This window comes from Kitasatospora purpeofusca (assembly GCF_036010405.1).
Lineage (GTDB): Bacteria > Actinomycetota > Actinomycetes > Streptomycetales > Streptomycetaceae > Kitasatospora > Kitasatospora purpeofusca.
Window position 1 is genome coordinate 7,805,053 of record NZ_CP108561.1, and the last position, 20,496, is coordinate 7,825,548.

The 20,496-nt window shown below is 74.3% G+C and carries 16 protein-coding genes and 1 pseudogene; 12 read left to right on the top strand and 5 right to left on the bottom strand.

The features are described from left to right. The 12 genes from OG715_RS34165 to OG715_RS34220 all read left to right on the top strand — a co-directional run bounded on the left by OG715_RS34165 (position 1) and on the right by OG715_RS34220 (position 16,407). Entirely contained in the window at positions 1-807 is an 807-nt protein-coding gene (locus OG715_RS34165; RefSeq protein WP_266273404.1) for an SAM-dependent methyltransferase, read from the top strand. Next, positions 804-2,948, top strand: a complete 2,145-nt coding sequence (locus OG715_RS34170; RefSeq protein WP_266273403.1) for a putative bifunctional diguanylate cyclase/phosphodiesterase — start codon at positions 804-806, stop codon at positions 2,946-2,948. Before OG715_RS34165 ends, OG715_RS34170 begins: the two co-directional genes overlap by 4 nt. Before the next feature lie 394 nt (positions 2,949-3,342). Beyond that, positions 3,343-4,251 (top strand): glycosyltransferase family 2 protein, encoded by a 909-nt coding sequence (locus OG715_RS34175; protein ID WP_266273402.1) that lies wholly within the window; start codon positions 3,343-3,345, stop codon positions 4,249-4,251. Continuing rightward, positions 4,248-5,573: a glycosyltransferase gene (locus OG715_RS34180; RefSeq protein ID WP_266273401.1), complete on the top strand. Its 1,326-nt coding sequence runs from the start codon at positions 4,248-4,250 to the stop codon at positions 5,571-5,573. The genes OG715_RS34175 and OG715_RS34180 overlap by 4 nt, the downstream gene beginning before the upstream one ends. Further along, on the top strand, positions 5,570-6,880 hold the full coding sequence (locus OG715_RS34185; RefSeq protein ID WP_266273400.1) for a glycosyltransferase family 2 protein: 1,311 nt from the start codon (positions 5,570-5,572) through the stop codon (positions 6,878-6,880). Before OG715_RS34180 ends, OG715_RS34185 begins: the two co-directional genes overlap by 4 nt. Next, a complete protein-coding gene (locus OG715_RS34190) occupies positions 6,880-8,436 on the top strand; it encodes a lipopolysaccharide biosynthesis protein (RefSeq protein ID WP_266273399.1) in 1,557 nt (518 codons plus the stop codon). Before OG715_RS34185 ends, OG715_RS34190 begins: the two co-directional genes overlap by 1 nt. After that, positions 8,433-9,521 carry a glycosyltransferase family 2 protein gene (locus OG715_RS34195; protein ID WP_266273398.1) on the top strand — a complete coding sequence of 363 codons (1,089 nt, stop codon included), beginning with the start codon at positions 8,433-8,435 and terminating at the stop codon, positions 9,519-9,521. The genes OG715_RS34190 and OG715_RS34195 overlap by 4 nt, the downstream gene beginning before the upstream one ends. Beyond that, complete coding sequence (locus OG715_RS34200) at positions 9,518-10,342, top strand: polysaccharide deacetylase family protein (RefSeq protein ID WP_266273397.1); 825 nt, start codon at positions 9,518-9,520, stop codon at positions 10,340-10,342. The genes OG715_RS34195 and OG715_RS34200 overlap by 4 nt, the downstream gene beginning before the upstream one ends. A 5-nt stretch (positions 10,343-10,347) precedes the next feature. After that, positions 10,348-12,384, top strand: coding sequence for a glycosyltransferase (locus OG715_RS34205; RefSeq protein ID WP_266273396.1), 2,037 nt, complete (start codon positions 10,348-10,350; stop codon positions 12,382-12,384). Further along, positions 12,381-13,772 (top strand): glycoside hydrolase family 16 protein, encoded by a 1,392-nt coding sequence (locus OG715_RS34210; protein ID WP_266273395.1) that lies wholly within the window; start codon positions 12,381-12,383, stop codon positions 13,770-13,772. The genes OG715_RS34205 and OG715_RS34210 overlap by 4 nt, the downstream gene beginning before the upstream one ends. A gap of 116 nt (positions 13,773-13,888) precedes the next feature. After that, positions 13,889-15,139 carry a carboxylate--amine ligase gene (locus OG715_RS34215; protein ID WP_266273394.1) on the top strand — a complete coding sequence of 417 codons (1,251 nt, stop codon included), beginning with the start codon at positions 13,889-13,891 and terminating at the stop codon, positions 15,137-15,139. After that, complete coding sequence (locus OG715_RS34220; RefSeq protein WP_266273393.1) at positions 15,136-16,407, top strand: NAD(P)-binding domain-containing protein; 1,272 nt, start codon at positions 15,136-15,138, stop codon at positions 16,405-16,407. The genes OG715_RS34215 and OG715_RS34220 overlap by 4 nt, the downstream gene beginning before the upstream one ends. A 36-nt stretch (positions 16,408-16,443) precedes the next feature. Here the strand turns inward: OG715_RS34220 and OG715_RS34225 are convergent. The 5 genes and pseudogenes from OG715_RS34225 to OG715_RS34245 all read right to left on the bottom strand — a co-directional run. Then, positions 16,444-16,728: pseudogene (locus OG715_RS34225) on the bottom strand (GTP cyclohydrolase); the annotation flags it as partial. Between the two features lie 367 nt (positions 16,729-17,095). Next, positions 17,096-17,644 (bottom strand): helix-turn-helix domain-containing protein, encoded by a 549-nt coding sequence (locus OG715_RS34230; protein WP_266273392.1) that lies wholly within the window; start codon positions 17,642-17,644, stop codon positions 17,096-17,098. 76 nt (positions 17,645-17,720) lie between these two features. After that, positions 17,721-18,281 carry a hypothetical protein gene (locus OG715_RS34235; protein ID WP_266273391.1) on the bottom strand — a complete coding sequence of 187 codons (561 nt, stop codon included), beginning with the start codon at positions 18,279-18,281 and terminating at the stop codon, positions 17,721-17,723. Between the two features lie 745 nt (positions 18,282-19,026). After that, entirely contained in the window at positions 19,027-19,227 is a 201-nt protein-coding gene (locus OG715_RS34240) for a hypothetical protein (protein WP_266273390.1), read from the bottom strand. A 235-nt stretch (positions 19,228-19,462) separates the two neighbouring features. Then, the gene (locus OG715_RS34245; protein WP_266273389.1) at positions 19,463-20,311 is read right to left on the bottom strand and encodes a helix-turn-helix domain-containing protein; all 849 of its coding nucleotides are present in this window, start codon (positions 20,309-20,311) and stop codon (positions 19,463-19,465) included. Between the last annotated feature and the right edge of the window lie 185 nt (positions 20,312-20,496).

The window sequence follows — 20,496 nt, forward strand, 5'->3', positions numbered from 1 at the left end:
ATGCGGCGACCGAACTGGGTACCGGAAGGCACGGACCTGGACAAACCGAACGCCGCCCGGGTCTACGACTACTACCTCGGAGGCTCGCACAACTTCGAGGTGGACCGGGAGATGGCCCGCAAGGCGATCGCCCTCTGGCCGGAACTGCCGCAGATCATGCGCTCCAACCGGGCCTTCCTCCGCCGCGCCGTCCAGTTCACCGCCGAACGCGGCATCAGCCGCTTCCTGGACATCGGCTCCGGCATCCCGACCTTCGGCGCCGTGCACGAGATCGCCCGCGCCATCCGGCCGGAGTCCCAGGTCGTCTACATCGACCGCGACCCGGTCGCCGTCGCCCACAGCCGGCTGCTGCTGGAGGACGACCCGGGCAGCCTCGTCGTCCAGGCCGACGTCCGGGACGTCGACGACCTGATGTCCCGCCCCGAGGTGACCGCGCTGCTCGCGGCCGGCGAGCCGGTGGCCGTCCTGCTGGTCGCCGTCATGCACTTCGTCCAGGACGCGGACGACCCGTGGAAGCTGATCGCGGTCATCCGCGACGCCCTCCCGCCGGGCAGCGCCCTGGTGCTCTCGCACGCCTCCCTGGAGGGCCGGCCCGACCAGGCCGAGGACCACCAGCGGCTCTACCGGATGACGCCCACCCCGCTGACGATGCGCACCGTCGAGCAGATCACCGGGATGTTCGCCGGCTTCGACATCGTCGAGCCCGGCGTCGTCTACCTGCCGCAGTGGCACCCGGACCAGCCGGAGACCGTCGGCGAGCACCCCGAGCGGATGACCGGGGTGGCCGGGGTGGGGTTCCGCCCGTGACCCGAGCACCGGAACCGAGCAGCGGCGCCGAACGGTTCCACGAGGACTGGGCGCGGCTGCTCTCCGGTGACCACGGCACGGCGGTCCACCCCGGCCTGCTCGACCGGCTGGTGTCCGGGACGGCCGGGCTGCTCCGCCGCGCCCAACAGGACGAGCCCTTCGAGCCGCACCTGGCCGCCGAGGCCGGTGCGCAGCTCGTCGAGGCCCAGTTCACCGACCCGATCGTGCTGGCCCGCGCGGTGGAGCTGCTCCAGCGGCAGCCGGCCGCCGACGGCCGGGGGCCGGCGCTGTGCGGGGCGTTCGCGGCCGGCTGGGCGGCCGCCCTGCGCGAGCGCACCCTGCGCGAGCAGGAGGCCATCCGCACCGCCGCCGACATCGCCCGCAAGGAGGCCGAGAAGGCACTGCGGGCGTCCGAGGCACGCTTCCGGGCGCTGTTCGAGAGCGCCGCGATCGGCATCGGCATCGGCGACACCGACGGCAACATCCTGGCCGTCAACAAGGCCCTCCAGGAGCTGTTCGGGGCCGGCCCGGAGGACATGATCGGCCGCCGGGTCGGCGACCTCGTCCACCCCGAGGACGCCGACGGCGTCTGGGACGTCTACGAGGAACTGGTCAGCGGCAAGCGCGAGTACTTCCAGTTCGACAAGCCGTACTACCGGCAGGACGGCGAGGTGGTCTGGACCCACCTGACGGTCTCGCTGATCCGCGACGACGACGGCACCCCGCAGTACCAGGTCGCGATGCTGGAGGACGTCACCGACCGCTACCGGCTCCAGGAGCGGCTGCGCCACCAGGCCACCCACGACCCGCTCACCGGGCTGCCCAACCGGGCCGCGTTCTTCGAACGGCTGGAGAAGCTCTTCGAGGACCCGGACCCGGGCGCCCGGTTCGGGCTCTGCTACGTCGACCTCGACGGCTTCAAGGTGGTCAACGACAGCCTCGGCCACGACACCGGCGACCAGCTGCTGGCCGCCGTCGCGGCCCGGCTGAAGGCCGCGCTCAACCCGCTCGGCCACCTGGTGGCCCGGCTCGGCGGGGACGAGTTCGTCGTCCTGCTGGAGAACAGCCGCGGCGAGCAGGAGGCCGTCGCCGCCGCGAAGACCGTGCTCAAGGCGCTGGCCGGACCGGTGCTGATCGGTGACCACAAGCTCGCCGTCGGCGCCAGTGTCGGCGTGCTGGAGCGCCGGGTCTCCACCACCACCCCCGGCGCCGCCGTCCGGGCCGCGGACCTGACGCTCTACCGGGCCAAGGAGGCCGGCCGGGGCCGCTGGACGCTCTTCGACCCCAAGGAGAACGCCCGCGCCGTCTCCCGCTACGCCGTGTCGGTGCGGATGCCCGCCGCGCTGGACCGGGGCGAGTTCTTCATCGACTACCAGCCGCTGTACGCGCTGGCCGACGGCCGGCTCGCCGCCGTCGAGGCGCTGGTGCGCTGGCGCCACCCGCAGCTCGGGGTGCTCGGCCCGGACGAGTTCGTGACCACCGCCGAGGAGACCGGGCTGATCATGCCGCTCGGCCGCTGGGTGCTGGAGCAGGCCTGCGGTCAGGCCGCCGACTGGATCCGGCGGTTCGGTGACGCCGCGCCGCAGCTCAACGTCAATCTGGCGGTCCGCCAGGCCCGCAGCGCCGCCCTGGTCGGCGACCTCAACCGGATCCTCGACAGCACCGGCCTGGACCCGGCCCGGCTCCAGCTGGAGATCACCGAGTCCACCGTGGTCGGTCCGGAGGACGAGGCGCTGCGCACCCTGCACGGCCTGGTCGAGCAGGGAGTCTCGCTCGCCGTCGACGACTTCGGCACCGGCTGGTCCAACCTCGCGTACCTGCGCGACCTGCCGGTCTCGGGGCTGAAGATCGCCGGTTCCTTCGTCGGCGACCTGCACGACCCGGCCAAGGACGAGGAGACCGGCTGGCGGATCGTCAGCGGTCTGGTGTCGATGGCGCACGCCCTCGGGCTGACCGTCACCGCCGAGGGCGTGGAGACCCGCCGGGACGCCGAGCGACTGCGCGTCATCGGCTGCGACTGGGCGCAGGGCTGGCACTTCGGGCGGCCGGTGCGGCCGTCCGAGATCGCCCGGCGGATCGCCGAGGAGCCGCAGGGCCGCCCGGTCGCCGTCCGGGGGCACGCGGTGACACACGGAGATTAGTACAAAAAACGGACAAATCACCCTTGACGCGGTGAGGCGACCGAGCGCACGATGAGGTCCTGGCAGTACCCGCACCGCTGGTGCGGGATCCCCGCCAGTACGACGGACCGGCGCTTTCCCGGCGCCCGGGACCAGCGGTGCGCACCCCTTTCGGCCGCCCGGTTCCCGGCGGTCGCCCGACGTCCCACGGTCCGTCGACCAGCCCCCTCGGGGCTTTCTCCCGGGGTCCGAGCCCTGCGTATCCGTCTTCACCGGGCCCGCCCCGTCCCACCGGGCCGCGCCGCGCCTCCGCGCCGGGCGCCGCCCGTCACAGCCAGGGGCCGCGCCGCTCCCGCCGTCCAACGGTCCGTCCGGTGCCCCGCCCACCACCTCTTCGCCGAGAGGCCGGCTTTCGATGAGCACCACCGCGCCCCCGAGCGCCCGACCCGACAGCCACGACGGCCAGGACAGCCCTGACGGTCCCGGCAACCACGACGGCCAGGACAGCCATGACGGCCGCGACAGTCACCCGTTGCGACGGGCCACCGACCGCGACACCGGGCCCGACCCCGCCCACCCCCGGCCGATGCGCCGGGCCGGGGACGTCGTCGTCACCCGTCGCTCCGTCAGCCTGGTCGTCCCCGCCCGCAACGAGGCCCGCAACATCCCCTGGGTCTTCGAGCAGATCCCGCACTGCGTCGACGAGGTCATCCTGGTCGACGGCTCCTCCAGCGACGCGACCGTCCCGATGGCCAGGCACTGCCTGCCCACCGTGCGCAGCGTCGCCCAGCGGGGACCGGGCAAGGGCAACGCCCTGCGCACCGGCTTCGCCGCCGCCACCGGCGAGTACATCGTCATGATCGACGCCGACGGCTCCATGTGGCCGGGCGAGATCCCGCACTTCCTGCACTTCCTCGACCACGGCTACGACTTCGTCAAAGGCTCGCGCTGCATCGGCGGCGGCGGCTCACTGGACCTCACCAGGGTCCGCTCGCTGGGCAACCGCGCCCTGCTCACCGTCGCCAACCGCCTGTACGACGCGCGCCTCACCGACCTGTGCTACGGCTACTGCGCCTTCCGCCGCTCCTTCCTGGACGCGCTCGACCTGCGGTCCACCGGCTTCGAGATCGAGGCCGAGATGATCGCCCACGCGCTGCGCTCGGGACTGCGGATCGCCGAGGTGCCGAGCCTGGAACTCCCCCGCCGCAGCGGTCGCTCCCACCTGCACGCCGTCGCCGACGGCCGCCGGGTGCTGAGGACCCTGATCACCGAGCGTCCCGGCGCCCGGTCCTCGGCGACCGCCCCCGCGGAGGAGCAACGATGAAGGGCTCCGACCGGCGCACCGATGCAGCCTGCCCGCGTCCCGCCGTCCGCGACTCGCTCTACACCCCCATCCGGGTCGTCGACCTGGACCTGGACGAGCCGAGCGGGCTGCGCTCGCCCGGCGGTTCCGGGGCCGACGACCCGGTCGGCCGCGTGTTGGCGTTGGTCCGGCTGCACGGGCACCCGCTCGGCCTGGTCACGGCCACCGGAACAGCCGGCGGCACCGCCGCGCTGTGCCGGGCGCTGGTCGACGCCGCCCACCGGGAACTCCGCGTTCCCGCCCTGTCCACCGCGACACCCGCGGCGCGCCCGAGTCGGGTCGCGCGCGCCCGGGTGCCCGCGGGCCCGGTCACGGTCAGCGTGATCGTCTGCACCCGGGACCGGGAGGCACTGCTGCCCGGCTGCCTGGACTCCGTACTGGCCGCCCGACGCCCCGGCGACGAGGTGATCGTGGTGGACAACGCCCCGGCCACCACCGCCACCGAGGACCTCGTCCGCTCGCGCTACGGCGACCGGGTCCGCTACGTGAAGGAGCCCCTGCCGGGCCTCTCCCGGGCGCGCAACCGGGGCCTGTCGGTCGCCGGGGGCGAGATCTGCGCCTTCACCGACGACGACACCGTCGCCGACACCGGCTGGGTGGACGCCCTGGCGGACACCTTCGCCTCCGACGACCGCATCGGCTGCGTCACCGGACTGGTGCTGCCCGCCGAACTCGACACCGAGGCACAGTTCGTCGTGGAGCAGTACAGCGGGCCCAACCGGGGCTTCGCCACCCGCAGCTGGTCGCTGCGCGACGGTCTGGCGGACCCGCTGGACCGGTTCTCCACCGGCCGGTTCGGGATGGGCGCCAACATGGCGTTCCGCACCGACGTGCTGCGGGCGATGGGCGGCTTCGACCCGGCCACCGGGACCGGCACCCCCTCCCGCGGCGGCGAGGACCTGCTCGCCTTCCTCCAGGTGCTGACCGCCGGGCACACCGTCAGCTACCAGCCCGACGCGCTGATCTGGCACCGCCACCGGCGGACCATGGCGGAACTCGCCCACCAGGTCGACGGCTTCGGGGTCGGCTTCACCGCCTACCTGACGGCCGCCGTCGCCCACCAGCCGCGCCTGCTCGCCGGGATCGTCCGGCTGCTGCCCTACGGCCTCTGGCGCTGGCACCGCACCCACCGGCCCGAGGCGCGGCCCCGCGACGGGGTGGCCGACGAGGTGCTGCGGGAGCTGCGGCGGACGGAGCGCCGCGGCCTGGCCCGCGGCCCGTACTGCTACCTGCGCACCGTCCGGCAGCAACGCCGCACCAGGACCGGAGGCCGATCCTCATGAGCACCCCGAGCACCCCCGCCGCTGCCCGGACCGCCCCCGCCGCCCCCGGCTCCGCGTCCGCGCGATCCGTCCTGCCGTCCGGCCCCGTCACGGTCGCCGAACTCGACCTGGAGCACCCCGAAGTCCTGCGCCGCCCCGGCCGGGGCGCGGTGTTCACCCCGGCGGGCCGGGTGCTGGCCCTGGTCCGCCAGCACGGCCGCCCGCTCGGCCTGGTCACCGGGGAACCGGCCGCCGACGGCGCGCCCGGTACGGCGGCCGGGCCCTACCGTGCACTGGTCGACGCGGCCGCCCGCGAACTCGACCCTGACCACCGCCCCGGACCGCCGGCACCCGCCCCGGCCGACGGCCCGCCGCTGACCGTCGTCGTCTGCACCCACGACCGCACCGACCTGCTGCCGCGCTCCCTGGACGCCCTCCTGGCCGGCAGCTACCGGCACACCGAGGTGGTCGTGGTCGACAACGCCCCCTCCGACCGGGCCACCGAGACCCTCTGCCGACAGCGCTACCCCGACCGGGTCCGCTACCTCTACGAGCCGGTCCCCGGCCTCGCCCGGGCCCGCAACCGGGGCCTCGCGGTCGCCCGGGGCGAGATCTGCGCCTTCGCCGACGACGACCTGCTGATCGACCCGGACTGGGCCGCCGCGCTGGTCGACGGCTTCCGCACCGACCCGAGGGCCGGCTGCGTCACCGGCCTGGTCCTGCCCGCCGAACTCGACACCCGCGCCCAGCTCGCGCTGGAGCACTACTGCGGCTACGCCAAGGGCTTCACCGCCCGCAGCTGGTCGCTGCGCGACCCGTCCGAGGACCCGCTCTTCCCCTTCGCCACCGGGCGGCTGGGCACCGGCGCCAACATGGCCTTCCGCACCGACCTGCTGCGGGCGATCGGCGGCTTCGACCCGGCGACCAGCACCGGCACCCCCGCCCGCGGCGGCGAGGACCTGCTCGCCTTCCTCCGGATCCTGATCGCCGGGCACACCGTCGTCTACCGGCCCGACGCGCTGGTCTGGCACCCGCACCGCCGGTCGATGGAGTCGCTGAGCACCCAGGTCTTCGGCTTCGGCGTCGGCTTCGGCGCCTACCTGACCGCCGCCGTCCGCCACCAGCCGGAACTGCTGGCCGCCCTGCTCGCCCGGGTGCCGCGCGGGGTCCGGCAGACCCTGCGCCGGGGCACCCCCGCCGGAGGCCGCCGCGACCCGCTGATGGCGCACCTCGGCCGGCTCGAACTGCTCGGCCTGCTCTACGGGCCGCTCTGCTACCTGCGCAGCGTCCGGTGCCAGCGCCGGGCCGACACCGCGCCGAGGCCGTGATGGCCTCCCTCCTCGAACACCCCCGCCCCCGGCCGCGCCGCCGCCGCCGGCCGATGGCCGCGACCTGCCCGTGCCCGGTCGCCATGCCCTGCGACTGCAGCTTCCGCGCCCTGCTGCGGGCCCGGATCCGGTCCGTCCGCGCGGCCCTCCCCGGCGGCCTCCCGGCCCGTGCCCGCACCGCCCGCCAGCCGGCGGACGCACGGACGGCGCACGGGCAGCCGGCGGACAACCGGCCGCGCTCCGACGCGCTGATGCGCAACGGGCACGTCCTGGCCGCGAGTTCGATCGTCGCGGCCGGGCTCGGCGGATTCTTCTGGCTGCTCGCCACCCGCTACTACGCGGTCGAGACGGTCGGCCGCAGCTACGCGGCGCTGTCGGCCGCGATGTTCCTCTCCACCCTCGGCAGCCTCAACCTGGGGGACGCCCTGGTCCGCTTCGTGCCCGCCGCCGGTCGCCACACCCGGAGCCTGGTGCTGCGGTGCTACGTGATCAGCATCGGCTTCAGCGCCGCAGTCGCGGTCGGATTCCTGCTCCTCGTGCCGGTGGTCGCCCCCGACCTGGTCTTCCTGCGCGGACCGGTGCTCGCCGTCGCGTTCGTCGCCGCCACCGCCGGCTACTCGGTCTTCGTCCTCCAGGACGGCGCGCTCACCGGCACCCGCCGGACCGGCTGGGTGCTCGGCGAGAACGCCGTCTTCGCCGTCACCAAGGCCGTGCTGCTCGCCGCCTGCGCCGTGCTGGCCGTCAGCAGCGGCATCATGCTCGCCTGGGCGGCCGCGATGCTGATCTCGATCGGGCTGGCCAACGTCGTCCTGTTCCGCCGGGCGGTGCCCGCCCACCAGGCGGCCGGGCCCGCCGACGCCGAACCCCCGCAGCGGGTGCTGCGCTGGGCCGGCGCCGACTACCTCGGCAACCTCTTCAGCTTCGCGAGCTACAGCGTCGTCCCGCTGATGGTGCTGGCCCAGCTCGGACCGGAGGGCAGCGCCTACTACTCGCTGGCGTTCGTCATCGCCGAGACCCTGTTCGTGGCGACGTTCAGCATGGGCCACTCGCTGGTGGTCGAGGGCGCCCGCGATCCGCACCGGCTCGCCGAGTACGCCCGCCGGATGCTGCGCCACACCGGGCTGCTGCTGGCCGGGGCCGTTCTGGTGATCGTGGCCGGCGCGCCCCTGATCCTCGGCGTCTTCGGCCCCGCCTACGCCGAGCACGGGACGACGGTGCTGCGCCTGATGGCGCTGTGCGCCCTTCCCGTCGCGGTGATCAACGTGGTCATCCAGATGGCCCGGGTCCGCCGGGCGCTGCCCTGGATGATCGGGGTCAGGGTCGCCTCCAGCGCGATGGTCATCACGCTGGTCGCCGTCCTGCTGCCCCGCTACGGACTGACCGGCGTCGGCGTCGCCTGGCTGATCGCCGAGTACGTGCTGGCGGCGGGCCTGCTGCTGGTGCTGCGCGGCTGGCTGCGCACGACGGACCGGACCAGCACGGAAGCGACCGACCCGGACCGGACCGGCACGAACCGGACCGGCACGGAACTGACGGACGGAGGCGAACCGGCATGACCCCGGACCGGATCCACCCGCGGCAGGGGACCCGCGCCCCCGACGGCGGTGCCCCCGACCGCGGCGCCCCCGACGGCCCCGCACCGGACCTCACGGTGGTGATCTGCGCCTACACCGTCGAGCGCTGGGACGACCTGAGCGCCGCCGTCGCGTCGGTCCACGCCCAGCGCCGCCCGCCCGGGGAACTGCTGCTGGTCGTCGACCACTGCCCCGAACTCCTCCGCCTCGCCCGGGAGCACCTGACCGGCCTGCGGATCCTCGCCAACCGGCAGCGGCGCGGCCTTTCCGGCGCCCGCAACACCGCCCTGGCCGAGGCCCGGGGCACCCTGGTCGCCTTCCTCGACGACGACGCCGCCGCCGACCCCGACTGGACCGGGCACCTGCTCGCGGGCTACCGGGACCCGGACGTGCTCGGCGTCGGCGGCCTCGTCCGGCCGTGGTGGCGGACCGGCCGCCCCGACTGGTTCCCGCCCGAGTTCGACTGGGTGGTCGGCTGCTCCTACCGGGGGCTGCCGGTCCGGTCGGCCCCGGTCCGCAACTTCATCGGCGCCAACATGTCCTTCCGGCGGGCCGAGGCACTGGCCGCCGGCGGCTTCCGGACCGACCTCGGCCGGGTCGGCCGCCGCCCGCTCGGCTGCGAGGAGACCGACCTCTGCATCCGGCTGTCCGCCCGGCACCCCGGCGCCGTCCTGCGGTACGAGCCGGCCGCGGCCGTCCACCACCGGGTGCCGGCGGCCCGCACCACCTTCGGCTACTTCGCCGCCCGCTGCTGGGCGGAGGGATGCTCCAAGGCGGCCGTCGTCCGGTACGACGGCGCCGCCGCCGGCCTGGCGAGCGAGCGGGCCTACCTGCGGCACACCGTGCCCGCCGCGCTGCTGCGCAACCTGCGGCGGCGGCGTCCCGCCACGGCGGCCGCGCTCTGCGCGGGCGTCGCCCTGACCGCCGGCGGTTACCTCACCGCGGCGCTCCGCGCCCGGGCCGCCCGGACCGCCCGGGCCCCGCGGTCCGCGCCCCGCCGCCCCGGCGCCGCCGGCACCACTTCCGGTCCCGCCGCCGCGCCCGACCTCCCCGGGGGCACCCCGTGAACGCCGTCCCGGTCTTCCTCTACCACGCGGTGTCCGACGACCCGCCGTCCTGGCTCGCGCCGTACACCGTCACACCCGCCGGGTTCCGGTCCCAGCTGGACCGCATCAGGGACAGCGGCCTGCGGGTGGTGCCGCTGCGCCGACTGGTCACCGCCCTGCGCGGCGGACCGGCGCTGCCGCCCGGAGTGGCCGTCCTGACCTTCGACGACGGCTACGCCGACTTCTACTGGACGGTCGCCCCGATCCTCTCCGACCAGGGACTGCCCGCCACCCTGTACGTCACCACCGGCGCCCTCCACCCGCCCGGCGGCCGGGGCAGCGGCAGCCTGCTCCCCCCGGCGCCGATGCTGAACTGGCGCCAGCTCGGCAACCTCGACGCGCTCGGCGTCGAGATCGGGGCCCACTCCCGGACCCACGTCCCGATGGACACGGTCCACGGCCGCCGCCTCACCGACGAGGTCGTCGGCTGCAAGCACCTGCTGGAGGACGTCCTCGGCCACGAGGTCACCTCCTTCGCCTACCCGCACGGCTACTCGGGCGCGGAGGTCCGCCGCAAGGTCGCCCAGGCCGGCTACACCTCCGCCGCGGCGGTCGGGAACGCCTTCAGCTCCCCGGCCGACGACCCGCTGCGGATCGCCCGGCTGATGGTGCGGGCCGACACCCCGCCCCAGCTCTTCGACGACTGGACCGGCCTCCGGGGAGCCCCGACCGCGCCCCACCGCGAGAGCGCCGCCACCAAGGCGTGGCGCGGCTACCGCCGGGTGCGCGCGGCCCTCGGCCGCCCCGTCGGCGGACCACCGAAGAGCCCCGGTCAGGAGTGATCGCCGTGACCGACGCCCCGGAACGTGAAGACGTCCGACCCGACCCGCGGACACCGGCCCCCCGAACCCCCGTCCACCCCGACCCCGCCCGGCGGACGGCCGGACTGCGCGCGGCCCTCGCCGCGGCGGCCCCGACCAGCCCGTCCGGCTGGGTGGCCCTCTGCGCGCTGCCGGTCGCGACCGCCCTCTGGCTGGCCGCCCTGCCCGGCGTCCGGCTCTCCCGGATGGGCGACCTCGGCCTGCTGCAGGCCCTGCCCCCGCTCTGGTACGCCGCCCCCGTCCTGCTCACCGTCGGCTTCGTGGCCGTCCTGCGCGCCCCGGTGGTCCGCCACCGGTGGGCGGGCGCCTACGTGCTGGCCCTGATCCTGGTGATCCACGCGACGCCGAGCCTGCTCTACCCGACCCTGCGCTACGCGTGGGCCTGGAAGCACGTCGCGATCATCGACACCATGCTGCGCCACGGCGGGGCGGTGCCGGGCGCGGGCAAGCTGGACGTCTACAACCAGTGGCCGGGCTTCTTCGAGTTCCACGCGCTGGTCCTGCGCGCCACCGGCCTGGACTCCGTGCTCGGGTACGCCTCCTGGTACCCCGTGATCACCAACGTCCTGCTGCTCGGCCCGCTGCTGCTGCTCTACCGGAGCTTCACCACCGACCGCAGGCTGATCTGGGGCGGGATCTGGCTCTACTACGCGACCGCCTGGGTGGGCCAGGACTACTTCTCCCCGCAGGCCCTCGCCTACCTGCTCCACCTGACCGTGATCGCCCTGGTGGTGAACCGGCTGGCGGCGCGGCGGCGCCTCGCCGGGGCGGCGGCAGCCGGACCCGTGAGCGCTGCCGGAACGGCGAGTGCTGCCGGCCGGGCCGGACCCGCCGGCGCCCGGGCCCTCGGGTCGGTCCTCGACGCGTCCGCGCGGGCCGGCTGGCGGGCGGCGCCGTTCGCCCTGCTGCTGGTCCTGATCGCCGCGATCGTCTCCTCCCACCAGCTCACCCCGGTCATGCTGGCCGCGAGCCTGCTCCTGCTGGCCCTGGGCCGCCGCAACCGCCGCACCGTCCTGCCGGTGCTGGCCGCAGTGGTCGGCCTCACCGTCCTCTGGGACGCCACCGTCGCCCGGCCGTTCGTGTCCGCGAACCTGACCGGCCTGATCTCCGCCCTCGGCTCCCCGGACCACAACGCGGTCGCGGGCCTCGCCCGGCTCGGCGAGGCACCCTTCGGCCAGATCCTCGCCTCCTGGGCCGACCGGGGCCTCACCGCCGGCGTCCTCCTGCTGGCCCTGGCGGGCGCCCTGCGCCACCGGTGGGTGCGCCGGGTCGGCCTGCTGCCGCTGCTCGCGGCGCCGGTCCTGGTCCTGCTGGCCAACGCCTACGACGGCGAGATGCTCTTCCGGGCCTACCTGTTCGCCCTCCCGGCCGCCGCCTTCCTCGCCGCCGCGCTGCTCTGGGGCCACCGCGCCGCCACCCGCGCCGACGACGTCCTCCCGCCCGGCACCCCGCCCCGGCCGGTCGGCGGCCCCGGCGGCCCGCTGCGGACCGGCGTCTGCGCCGTCCTGCTGCTCGGCCTCCTCACCGGCACCCTCTTCGGGTACTACAGCAAGGAGGCGATGAACTACTTCACGCCGCAGGAGGTCGCGGCCGTGCGCTACGTCGCCGGGACTCCCGCGGGCTCCCGGATCATCTCGCTGACCGCCAACGAGCCGGGCGGCGAACTGAACTACGACACCCACGACCGGCTGGTGCTCGGCGACTCCGCCGGCGAGGACCTGCGGCACCTGGCGGCGGACCCGGGCGACGCCCTGCGCGGCGCGCTGTCCGTCCCCAACGCGGCCGGCGGCCCCACCTACCTCATCCTCACCAGGGCCCAGGTGCTCGACTGCGAGCTGACCGGCCTGCTACCGGCCTCCGCCGTCCAGGGCCTGGCGGCCGCTGCGGCGGCCGAGCCCACGCTGCGGCGCGTCTACGCCAACCAGGACGCCGTCGTCTACCAGTACACCGATTCCGACGCGGGGGGCGGCGCGGCCGCCCCCGCCGGAGGGAGTACGCCATGACCCCCGTCCGACCGTGGACCCCCTCCCGCGTCCTCCCGGCGCTGGGCGGCTGGTGCGCCCTCGCGGCCCAGCTGCTCCCGGTCGGCGCGCCGTTGCGGGCCGTCGTGGTGACCGCCTTCCTGCTGGCCGGGCCGGGCGCGGCGGCCGTGGACTGGGCCCGCCCGCTCCCCGCGCCGGTACGGGGGCCGGACCGGCTGAGCGCCGCCGGACTGGTGGTCGCGCTGAGCGTGGCGTTCGCGGTGCTGACCGCGGAGGCGCTGTTCTTCACCGGCTCCTTCGGCGCCGCCCGCGCGGTGCTGGTGCTCGCGGTGCTCACCACGGTGCTGACGCTGCTGCCGCGGCGCCTCCCGCGCCTCCCGCGCCACCCCCTGCACCGGCTGCACCGGCTGCACCGTCCGCACCGGCTGCACCGGGACCGGGACCGGGAGCGTCGGCCGGACGGGCGACCGCCGGTCAGGTGGCGGCTGCTCACGGTGGCCACCGTGCTCGCGCTGTCCGCCGCCTGCGGGGCCACCGGCAGCATCGGCAGTACCGGGAGCGGCGGCAGCAGCGGCAACGGCACCGGCGTCGGCGGCGTGTTCGACCCCTCGGCCCCGTCGGCGTCGGCCCCGGCCGCCCCCGCCTCCGGCACGCCGCTGCCGGTGGGGGCCGACCAGCCGCCGTCGACCGGCCCGTGGCACTCGGTGTTCCGCGACGACTTCAACGGCTCCGGACTCGACCACGGCTCCTGGGCGACCTGCTACGACTGGAACGACGGCGGCTGCACCAACGCCGGCAACCAGGAGGACCAGTGGTACCTCCCGGGCCAGGTCTCGGTGGCGGACGGCAAGCTCACCCTCACCGCCGAGCGCAAGGCCACGTCCGGCAGCGACGGCAAGACCTACCCCTGGACCTCCGGCATGGTCTCCACCGGCCGCGACCAGTGGGACGGCACCCCCCGGAAGACCTTCACCTACGGGTACTTCGCCGCCGCGATCAGGACCACCGGCCAGGCGGCCGGCATGTTCCCGGCCTTCTGGCTGCTCCCCGCCGGTACCCGCGGCGGACTGCCCGAGCTGGACATCGCCGAGTTCATCAACACCGACCAGTACGCCGACCTCAACCTGCATGCCCAGGCCCCCGACGGCACCGACATCGACGCCCACTTCTCCCACGGCCCGGTGGACTTCTCCAGCGGCTACCACGTCTTCGGACTCGACTGGGAACCCGACGCGGTCACCTGGTACGTCGACGGCGTGCCGGTCTTCCAGGTCACCGACCCGAGCGTGATCCCGACCGTGCCGATGGAGCTGATCCTCGACCTGGCCGTCGGCTACCACCAGTCGCCGCCGGCCGGCGTCGACCGGACCCAGGTGGACGTCGACTGGGTCGGCGTCTGGCAGCACTGAGCACGCCGGAGAGCGCCGCAGCACCGAGCATCGGAACTACTGCCGCACCGCGGCACCGAAGCACTGATGTACCGAAGCACTGCTGCACCGAAGCACCCCAGAGGAAGGCCGACACCGTGAACCGCACCAGCCCCGCACTGGACCGCAGCACACCGGTCCTGCTGGTCAGGGTGGGCCGGTACCCGCTCGCGCACGGACCGCTCGGCGCCGTCCGCTCCCTCGGCCGCGCAGGCGTCCAGGTGCGCGCGATGGTGGAGGACCGGCTCACCCCGACCGCGCTCTCCCGCTACCTGACCCGCGCGATCGTCCGCCCCACCAGCGGACGCGAGCCCACCGAACGCCTGGTCGCCACCGTCGCGGACGTCGGACGCCGGCTCGCCCGGGAGTCCGGCCGCCGCTGCGTGGCCGTGCCCACCGACGACGAGGCCGCCGTCCTGCTCGCCGAGCACGCCGCGGAACTCGCCCCGTACTTCCTGCTGCCACCGGTACCCGCGGCGCTGCCCCGCCGGCTGGCCGACAAGGGCGCCCTGTACACCGACTGCCTCCGCTACGGGATCCCGGCGCCGCACAGCGCCGCGCCCGCCGACCGGGACGAGCTGCTCGACGCCGCCGAACGCTGCGGCTACCCGCTGGTCCTGAAGAACCTCGCCCCCTTCACCCGGCTGAGCCACCCCGTGGTCAGCCACGCCACGGTGGTGCGCGACGAGGCCGAACTGCTGCGCCACTGCCCCCCGGACCGCCCGCTCTCGGTGCTCGCCCAGGAGTACCTGCCGGACGCGCACACCGAGCACTGGATCACCCACCTGTGCTGCGGCCCGGGCGGCGAGACGCTGGCCCTGTTCACCGGGCGCAAGCTGCGCTCCTACCCGCCGTCGGGCGGCTTCACCACCCGCGCGGTCGCGGTCTCCAACCCCGAGCTGGCGGCCCTCGCCGCCGGGCTCTGCCAGCAGATCGGCTACAGCGGCATCGCCGACCTGGACTGGCGGCTGGACCTGCGCGACGGCCGGTACAAGCTGCTGGACTTCAACCCCCGGGCCGGAGCCCAGTTCCGGCTGTTCGAGACGGTGGACGGCGTGGACGTCGTCCGGGCCCTCCACCTGTCGCTCACCGGCCGGCCGGTCCCGCGCGGACCCCAGCTGGACCGCTACTACGGCGTCGGCCAACTGGACGCGCTCTCCGCCGCCGTCGCGCTCTGGCGCGACCGCCACCCGCCCACCGACCTGCGGCCGCGCCGGTCCACCGAGCGGGCCTGGCTCTGCCGCGACGACCTCGTCCCGGTGGCCGCCATGAGCGTCCGCTTCACCGGCCAGGCGATCCGCCGGGTCGCCGGAGCCGTCCCCGTCCGAGCCAGAGGAGGCTCGTCATGACCACTCCGCACACCGTCCCCGTCGCGGTCGTCGGCGCAGGCCCGTACGGCCTCGCCGTCGCCGCCCACCTGGCGGGCCGGGGCCTGCCGCCGCGCGTGCTCGGCGTCCCGATGGAGAGCTGGCGGACCCGGATGCCGGCCGGGATGTTCCTCAAGTCCCTGCCGAGGGCCTCCTCGATCTCCGACCCGGCGGGCCGGTACCGGCTGGCCGACTTCCGGGCCGCCTCGGGCCTGCCCCCGGCGGGCGACCGCTACGCCGTACCGCTGGACGAGTTCGTCCGCTACGGCGAGTGGTTCCAGCGGGCCCGGGTGCCCCAGGTGGAGCGCGCCTCGGTGGTGGGGATCGAACGCGCGCGGGACGGCTTCCGGCTGACGCTGGACACCGGGGAGGTGTTCGCCGCCCGGGCCGTGGTCCTGGCCGGAGGGTTCCCGCCGTACGCGCGGATCCCGGAAGTGCTGCGCCCCCTGGTCGAGGCGGGTCTCGCCTCGCACACCGTGGACCACGCCGATCTGGCGAAGTTCGGCGGCCGCCGGGTGGCGGTGATCGGCGCCGGACAGTCCGCGCTGGAGAGCGCCACCCTGCTGCACGAGGCCGGCGCCGAGCCCGTCCTGGTGGCCCGGACCGGGAAGCTGCTGTTCGGCGAGCCGCCGGACTTCGACGACCCCGCCGACCGCCCGTGGCCGGTGCGGCTTGCCAAGCCCGGTTCACCGCTGGGCCCCGGCTGGTCGTTCACCGCGTTCAGCCGGGCCACCGGGGCGTTCCGCGCCCTGCCGGACGCGACCAGGGCCAGGCTGGTGCGCACCGTGCTCGGCCCGGCCGGCGGCTGGTGGCTGCGCGAGCGTCTGGAGGGCCGCTTCCCGGTGCTCACCGGGCACCAGCTGCTGGCGGCCGAGCGGACCGGCGGTGACGGCGGGGCGGACGGCGGCGACGGCGGGGTGCGGCTGGGACTGCGCGGCACCGTCAGTGGTGCCACCGGCGGTACGACCTCGGAGCTGGAGGCGGACCATGTGCTGGCCGCCACCGGCTACCGGGTGGACGTCGGGCGGCTCGACTACCTGTCGCCCGAGCTGCGCGGCGCGATCGAGCGGCGCAACGGGGGAGCGCCCCGGCTCTCGGCCGGCTTCGAGAGCTCCGTCCCGGGGCTGTACTTCACCGGCCTGTCCGCCGCCGACACCTTCGGGCCGCTGATGCGGTTCGTCTGCGGCACCGGCTTCGCGGCCCGGCGGATCAGCCGCTCGGCTGCGGCCGGCCCGGCGGGGAGCCGCTGAGCGGGACCGCCGGCACAGTCGTCGGCGGCGCCCGGCTCAGCCCACCAGCCGGGACAGCTCGATCGAGTGCCCCGTCCGCTCCACCTTGGCCCGCAGGTAGCGGACGTTGCTCCCGGTCAGGTGCACACCCGTCGGCACCCGGCGCTCGACCGTGACGCCCAGGGCGGCCAACTGGGCATCCTTGTCGGGGTTGTTGCTCAGCAGCTCGATCCCGTCGACCCCGAGGGCGCCGAGCATCTGCGCGGCCGCCGTGTAGTCGCGGCCGTCCTCCGGCAGTCCGAGCGCGGTGTTGGCGTCGTACGTGTCGAGACCGGAGTCCTGGGGTAACGGTACACCTCTCCACCTTGTGCCCGACCTGCGTAAATGGGTTGAGGTAGACGCCTATGCACCCGTCTCATCGGCCGTGGCCCGAGCCTTGCTCAAAGCTTCACGCCGGGCTTCGTTCGAGTAGGAGCGCAGTCGGGCCATGGTCAACTCGGCTTCAGCCAGCTCTTCAGTCGGCACGTAGACCACCCGGTTCTTTGGGCCCTCCCCGACTATTCGGACTTCGAGCCCGATCAGGCCACGCTGCGGTGTCGGCATCATGCGGTGATCTTAGGCAGTGATCCACTTTGGGGTTCGGGGCGGCCTCGTGGGACATCCGGGATTCGGGGTGCGCCGCAGCTGCTACTTCAGCAACAGGTGCGTGTCACGGGAACAGGCGGTAGGCGTCGAGGGCTCGTGCCTGGGTTTCCCGGCGGGTGCGCGCGGTGTGCTGGGCGGCCTGCTTCCGGGTGCGCAGGGGGACGTCCCAGGCTCGTAGGCGGCGCTTGACCCGGTCCGGGGTGACGCCGTAGAGCTGGGCCAGCGCCTGGGCGGACGTGCCGTCGTTGTAGAGCCGGACAGCCTCCTCGCGGTCCACCTTGGGGTCCGTCTGAGGGTGGCGCGGGGTTCTGCGCACGGGGACGTCCCAGGCTTCGAGGAGGAGTTCCATGCGGCGGCGGGTGACGCCGTAGTGCCGCATGAGTGTGGAGAGGGGCGTGCCGTCGTTGTAGAGACGGACGGCCTCCTCGCGGTCCACCCCGGGGTCGCTGGTCGCGGGGCCTTTGGTGGCCCCCCAGCGCCGGAGCCACTTGGCCATGGTGGCCTCGGACACCTTGTGGTTCTTCGCGAGTGCGCGCCCCGGCGTACCCGTGGCGTAGGCGGTGATCAGATTGGTGCGGGTCCTGCCCGTGGGTTCTGGGATCTTGCGGGGCACGGGGGTTCCGTTCAGATGTAGGAAGCCCCGCCGCGCGCTGCCAGGGCCACGCGTGCGGCGGGGGCGGTCCGGGAGGTCAGGGTTCGAGCGGCCGGGCGTAGACGCCGTCGGCGAGCGGCGAGAAGCCGTGGCGTTCCCAGGCCCGGCGGAGCTTGTCCATGGCCTCCTCGTCGGGTCTGCGGACCTCGGGGTCGTCCGAGTCGAAGCTGCACGGCTCGTCCGGCCCGTGTTCGTGAATCGGGGCCGGGTAGCAGACGGCCACCGTTCCCGGGACGGCCAGGCGGCGGAGGGCCTCGACCGCCAGTCGCATCCCGACGCCCCTCCCGCGCCACTCGGTGGAGACCTCGACGGACTCCAGCAGAAGCAGCAGCGACGGCCGCAGCCCGGCCAGCGCCGGGGCGAGCCCGCCGTCCTCGGTGAAGACCACCCGCGGAATGCGGTCGAGGAGTCCTGGGTCCAACCCCAGCGCCTCGCGGGGATTCGGTGTGACACCGGGGACGACGCGGGTGATATCGGCGGTGCCGAAGATCTTGGATCCGTTCTCGTAGAAGCTGGCCCGCCAGCGGTCCGCGTTCCTCGACCAGTCCGCGTCGGCGAAGTGGCGCGACTCGTACGAGATGACCAGACGGTCGACCATCGGTGCTCTCCCTTGCAGTGGGGGCAGGCCCCTCGCGCGTGCTGGCGAGGGGCCTGCCGTGTGCTGGCAGCCGCTACTTCGACGGCGTGGCGGGCTTCTCCTCGGCGGGCTTGCCCGCGTGCTTCGGCGGCGGCTTCTCGTTGCCCTTGTGCTTGGACACGATGATCTCGATGCGCATGGCAGGTTCCTCCTACTCGGTGGGGGCGGTGTCGGCGGTGTCCGGCGGCGTGGGGCCGGGCGGCCTCTCGGGCTGCTTCTCCGGGTCGTGGCCCATACTGATGACTCCTCACACTGCGGGGTTCCCGGTCACCGGCAGGTGCCGGGGTCCTTCGGTGTTGCGGAACCCGCTCCGGCCGGCCGCCTGCCAGGGATGACGGCCGGAGCGGGAATCTGGGTGGCCCACAAGGGCCGGTACTGCACCCACCAGGGAACCGGCGGCGGCAGGCCGTCCCACGCCCGCCGCTGGCCCGCCCACAGGCCGCCGATGCCGAACACCGGAGCGGCGTAGGGGTCCATCAGCGCAGCCGGGGGTGGTTGGCCTCGCGCACCCGCGCCAGCAACTTCGCGCGACGAACCCTGTCCCCCTCCGACAAGGGCGCCTCGCCGAACTCCTCCGGCGTGAGGACCGGCCGGGGCCCGGACGCCTTCCTCACGGGCCACGGGTGGGCGTGCAGCCACGCGAACGGGTCCACCGGCCCCAACTTCCTCAGCGGTACCGTCCAGGCCCGCCTGAACCTCGTCCTGGTCACTCACCGGCCACCCCCGACGCCACGCACTCCCCGTCCTCGACGTGCCGGGCCCGGTTGCGCGCGAGCATCCGCGAGATCGTCGGGTTCACAGCCTGCGGGTACTGCGCCTCGGCCCGGTCGAAGAACACACACCCCGGACACTCGTCGGTGTCCGGCGGCACGTCGTGAGGGCGGGCCGCGATCTCGTGAAGACTCACCGCACGCCCCTGTCCGGACACACGTCCTTGCCGCAGGAACAGGGCGGCCACTCCCGCAGGATGCTGATCCGGTTCGGGACGGAATCCGCGGTGACGCGGTCGACTTCCGTCGGTTCCTGTAGATCCGTCGTCTGCGACATTGGCCGTGGCTCCCGTCTCCAGTTCTGATCCGTAGTCAGAACGGTAGGGACCGAGCCGACCGAGCCGCGAGCATGTTGCACGGTCTTGCAGGGATTCACCCGAGCGCGGCTATCGCGGACGTGATGAGCGCACGCGCTTGGGCACCGTAGACGGCCATCCGGGACAGCTCTTGAAACGCCCGTGCGTAGGTGGCAACCTCGCCGGGCGCCGTGATGACCACGCGCGCGGATAGCAGCTCCACCTGTACACGGGCGTCGTCGAAGATGGAGAACGTCTCCATGGGCCACAGCTTCCGGCGGCCAGCGTGCGGCACTACTCCGAGCGACACGTTCGGCAGGGAGATCACGGCCAGCAAGTGACCGAGCTGCCCGGCCATGCCTTCCGAGTCGGCCATTTGGTGATGCAAGACGCCCTGTTCGACCAGTAGGGCAAAGCGGTGGTTGCCCTCGCGGAGGACGTGAGACCGCGCCATGCGGGCGGCCACGGCTTCTGGTACGTCGTTCGGGATGCCCCGGAACTCGGTGATCGCCTCCAGCAGTCCCGTTGCATAGGAGGGGGTTTGAAGCAGTCCAGGCACTACCGTGGAGCAGTAGACCCGCATGAGGCGCGTCCGCTCGTAGAGCGGCACTACCTCTTCCTGAGCGCGGCGCAAGCCGGTGCCGTGGAGCCGCTTCCACTCGGTGTACATCGAGTCGGCCGACCGGGACGCGGCGATGAGGTCAGGCGCTCGCTCTGGCACACCGCACGCCTCGCACCACACCCGTATGTCAGCGTCGGAGGGTGTGGTGCGGGCGTTCTCGATCCGAGAAGACTTGGACGGGTGCCACCCGCAGCGCTGGGCCAGCTCATGGCCGGACAGTTCAGCGTCTTTGCGGATGGCTCCTAAGGCGTCGGCGATGGCCTTCCGGGCCTCTTGAGCACTGGAGAGCGGAGAGGCGGGCATGGTTCCAGCTTGTCCGGGCCCCTCTCCTTGGGGCGACAGCTTGTCCCCCCAATCACCGGAACGGGCCGCCCTGGGGTCACCACGCACGGCGGATCAGCCTCTCGGCGATGGCCTGGTGGTCGGGCTTGGCGGGGGCGGTAGGGTTCGAGTCCGCCCCGGCCGAGCAACGGGCGCGGGATGGTGGC

Coding starts and splice junctions, on each gene's coding strand:
- OG715_RS34165 (WP_266273404.1), top strand. CDS start 1: ATGCGGCGACCGAACTGGGTACCGGAAGGCACGGACCTGGACAAACCG.
- OG715_RS34175 (WP_266273402.1), top strand. CDS start 3,343: ATGAGCACCACCGCGCCCCCGAGCGCCCGACCCGACAGCCACGACGGC.
- OG715_RS34180 (WP_266273401.1), top strand. CDS start 4,248: ATGAAGGGCTCCGACCGGCGCACCGATGCAGCCTGCCCGCGTCCCGCC.
- OG715_RS34185 (WP_266273400.1), top strand. CDS start 5,570: ATGAGCACCCCGAGCACCCCCGCCGCTGCCCGGACCGCCCCCGCCGCC.
- OG715_RS34190 (WP_266273399.1), top strand. CDS start 6,880: ATGGCCTCCCTCCTCGAACACCCCCGCCCCCGGCCGCGCCGCCGCCGC.
- OG715_RS34195 (WP_266273398.1), top strand. CDS start 8,433: ATGACCCCGGACCGGATCCACCCGCGGCAGGGGACCCGCGCCCCCGAC.
- OG715_RS34210 (WP_266273395.1), top strand. CDS start 12,381: ATGACCCCCGTCCGACCGTGGACCCCCTCCCGCGTCCTCCCGGCGCTG.
- OG715_RS34220 (WP_266273393.1), top strand. CDS start 15,136: ATGACCACTCCGCACACCGTCCCCGTCGCGGTCGTCGGCGCAGGCCCG.
- OG715_RS34235 (WP_266273391.1), bottom strand. CDS start 18,281: ATGGTCGACCGTCTGGTCATCTCGTACGAGTCGCGCCACTTCGCCGAC.
- OG715_RS34245 (WP_266273389.1), bottom strand. CDS start 20,311: ATGCCCGCCTCTCCGCTCTCCAGTGCTCAAGAGGCCCGGAAGGCCATC.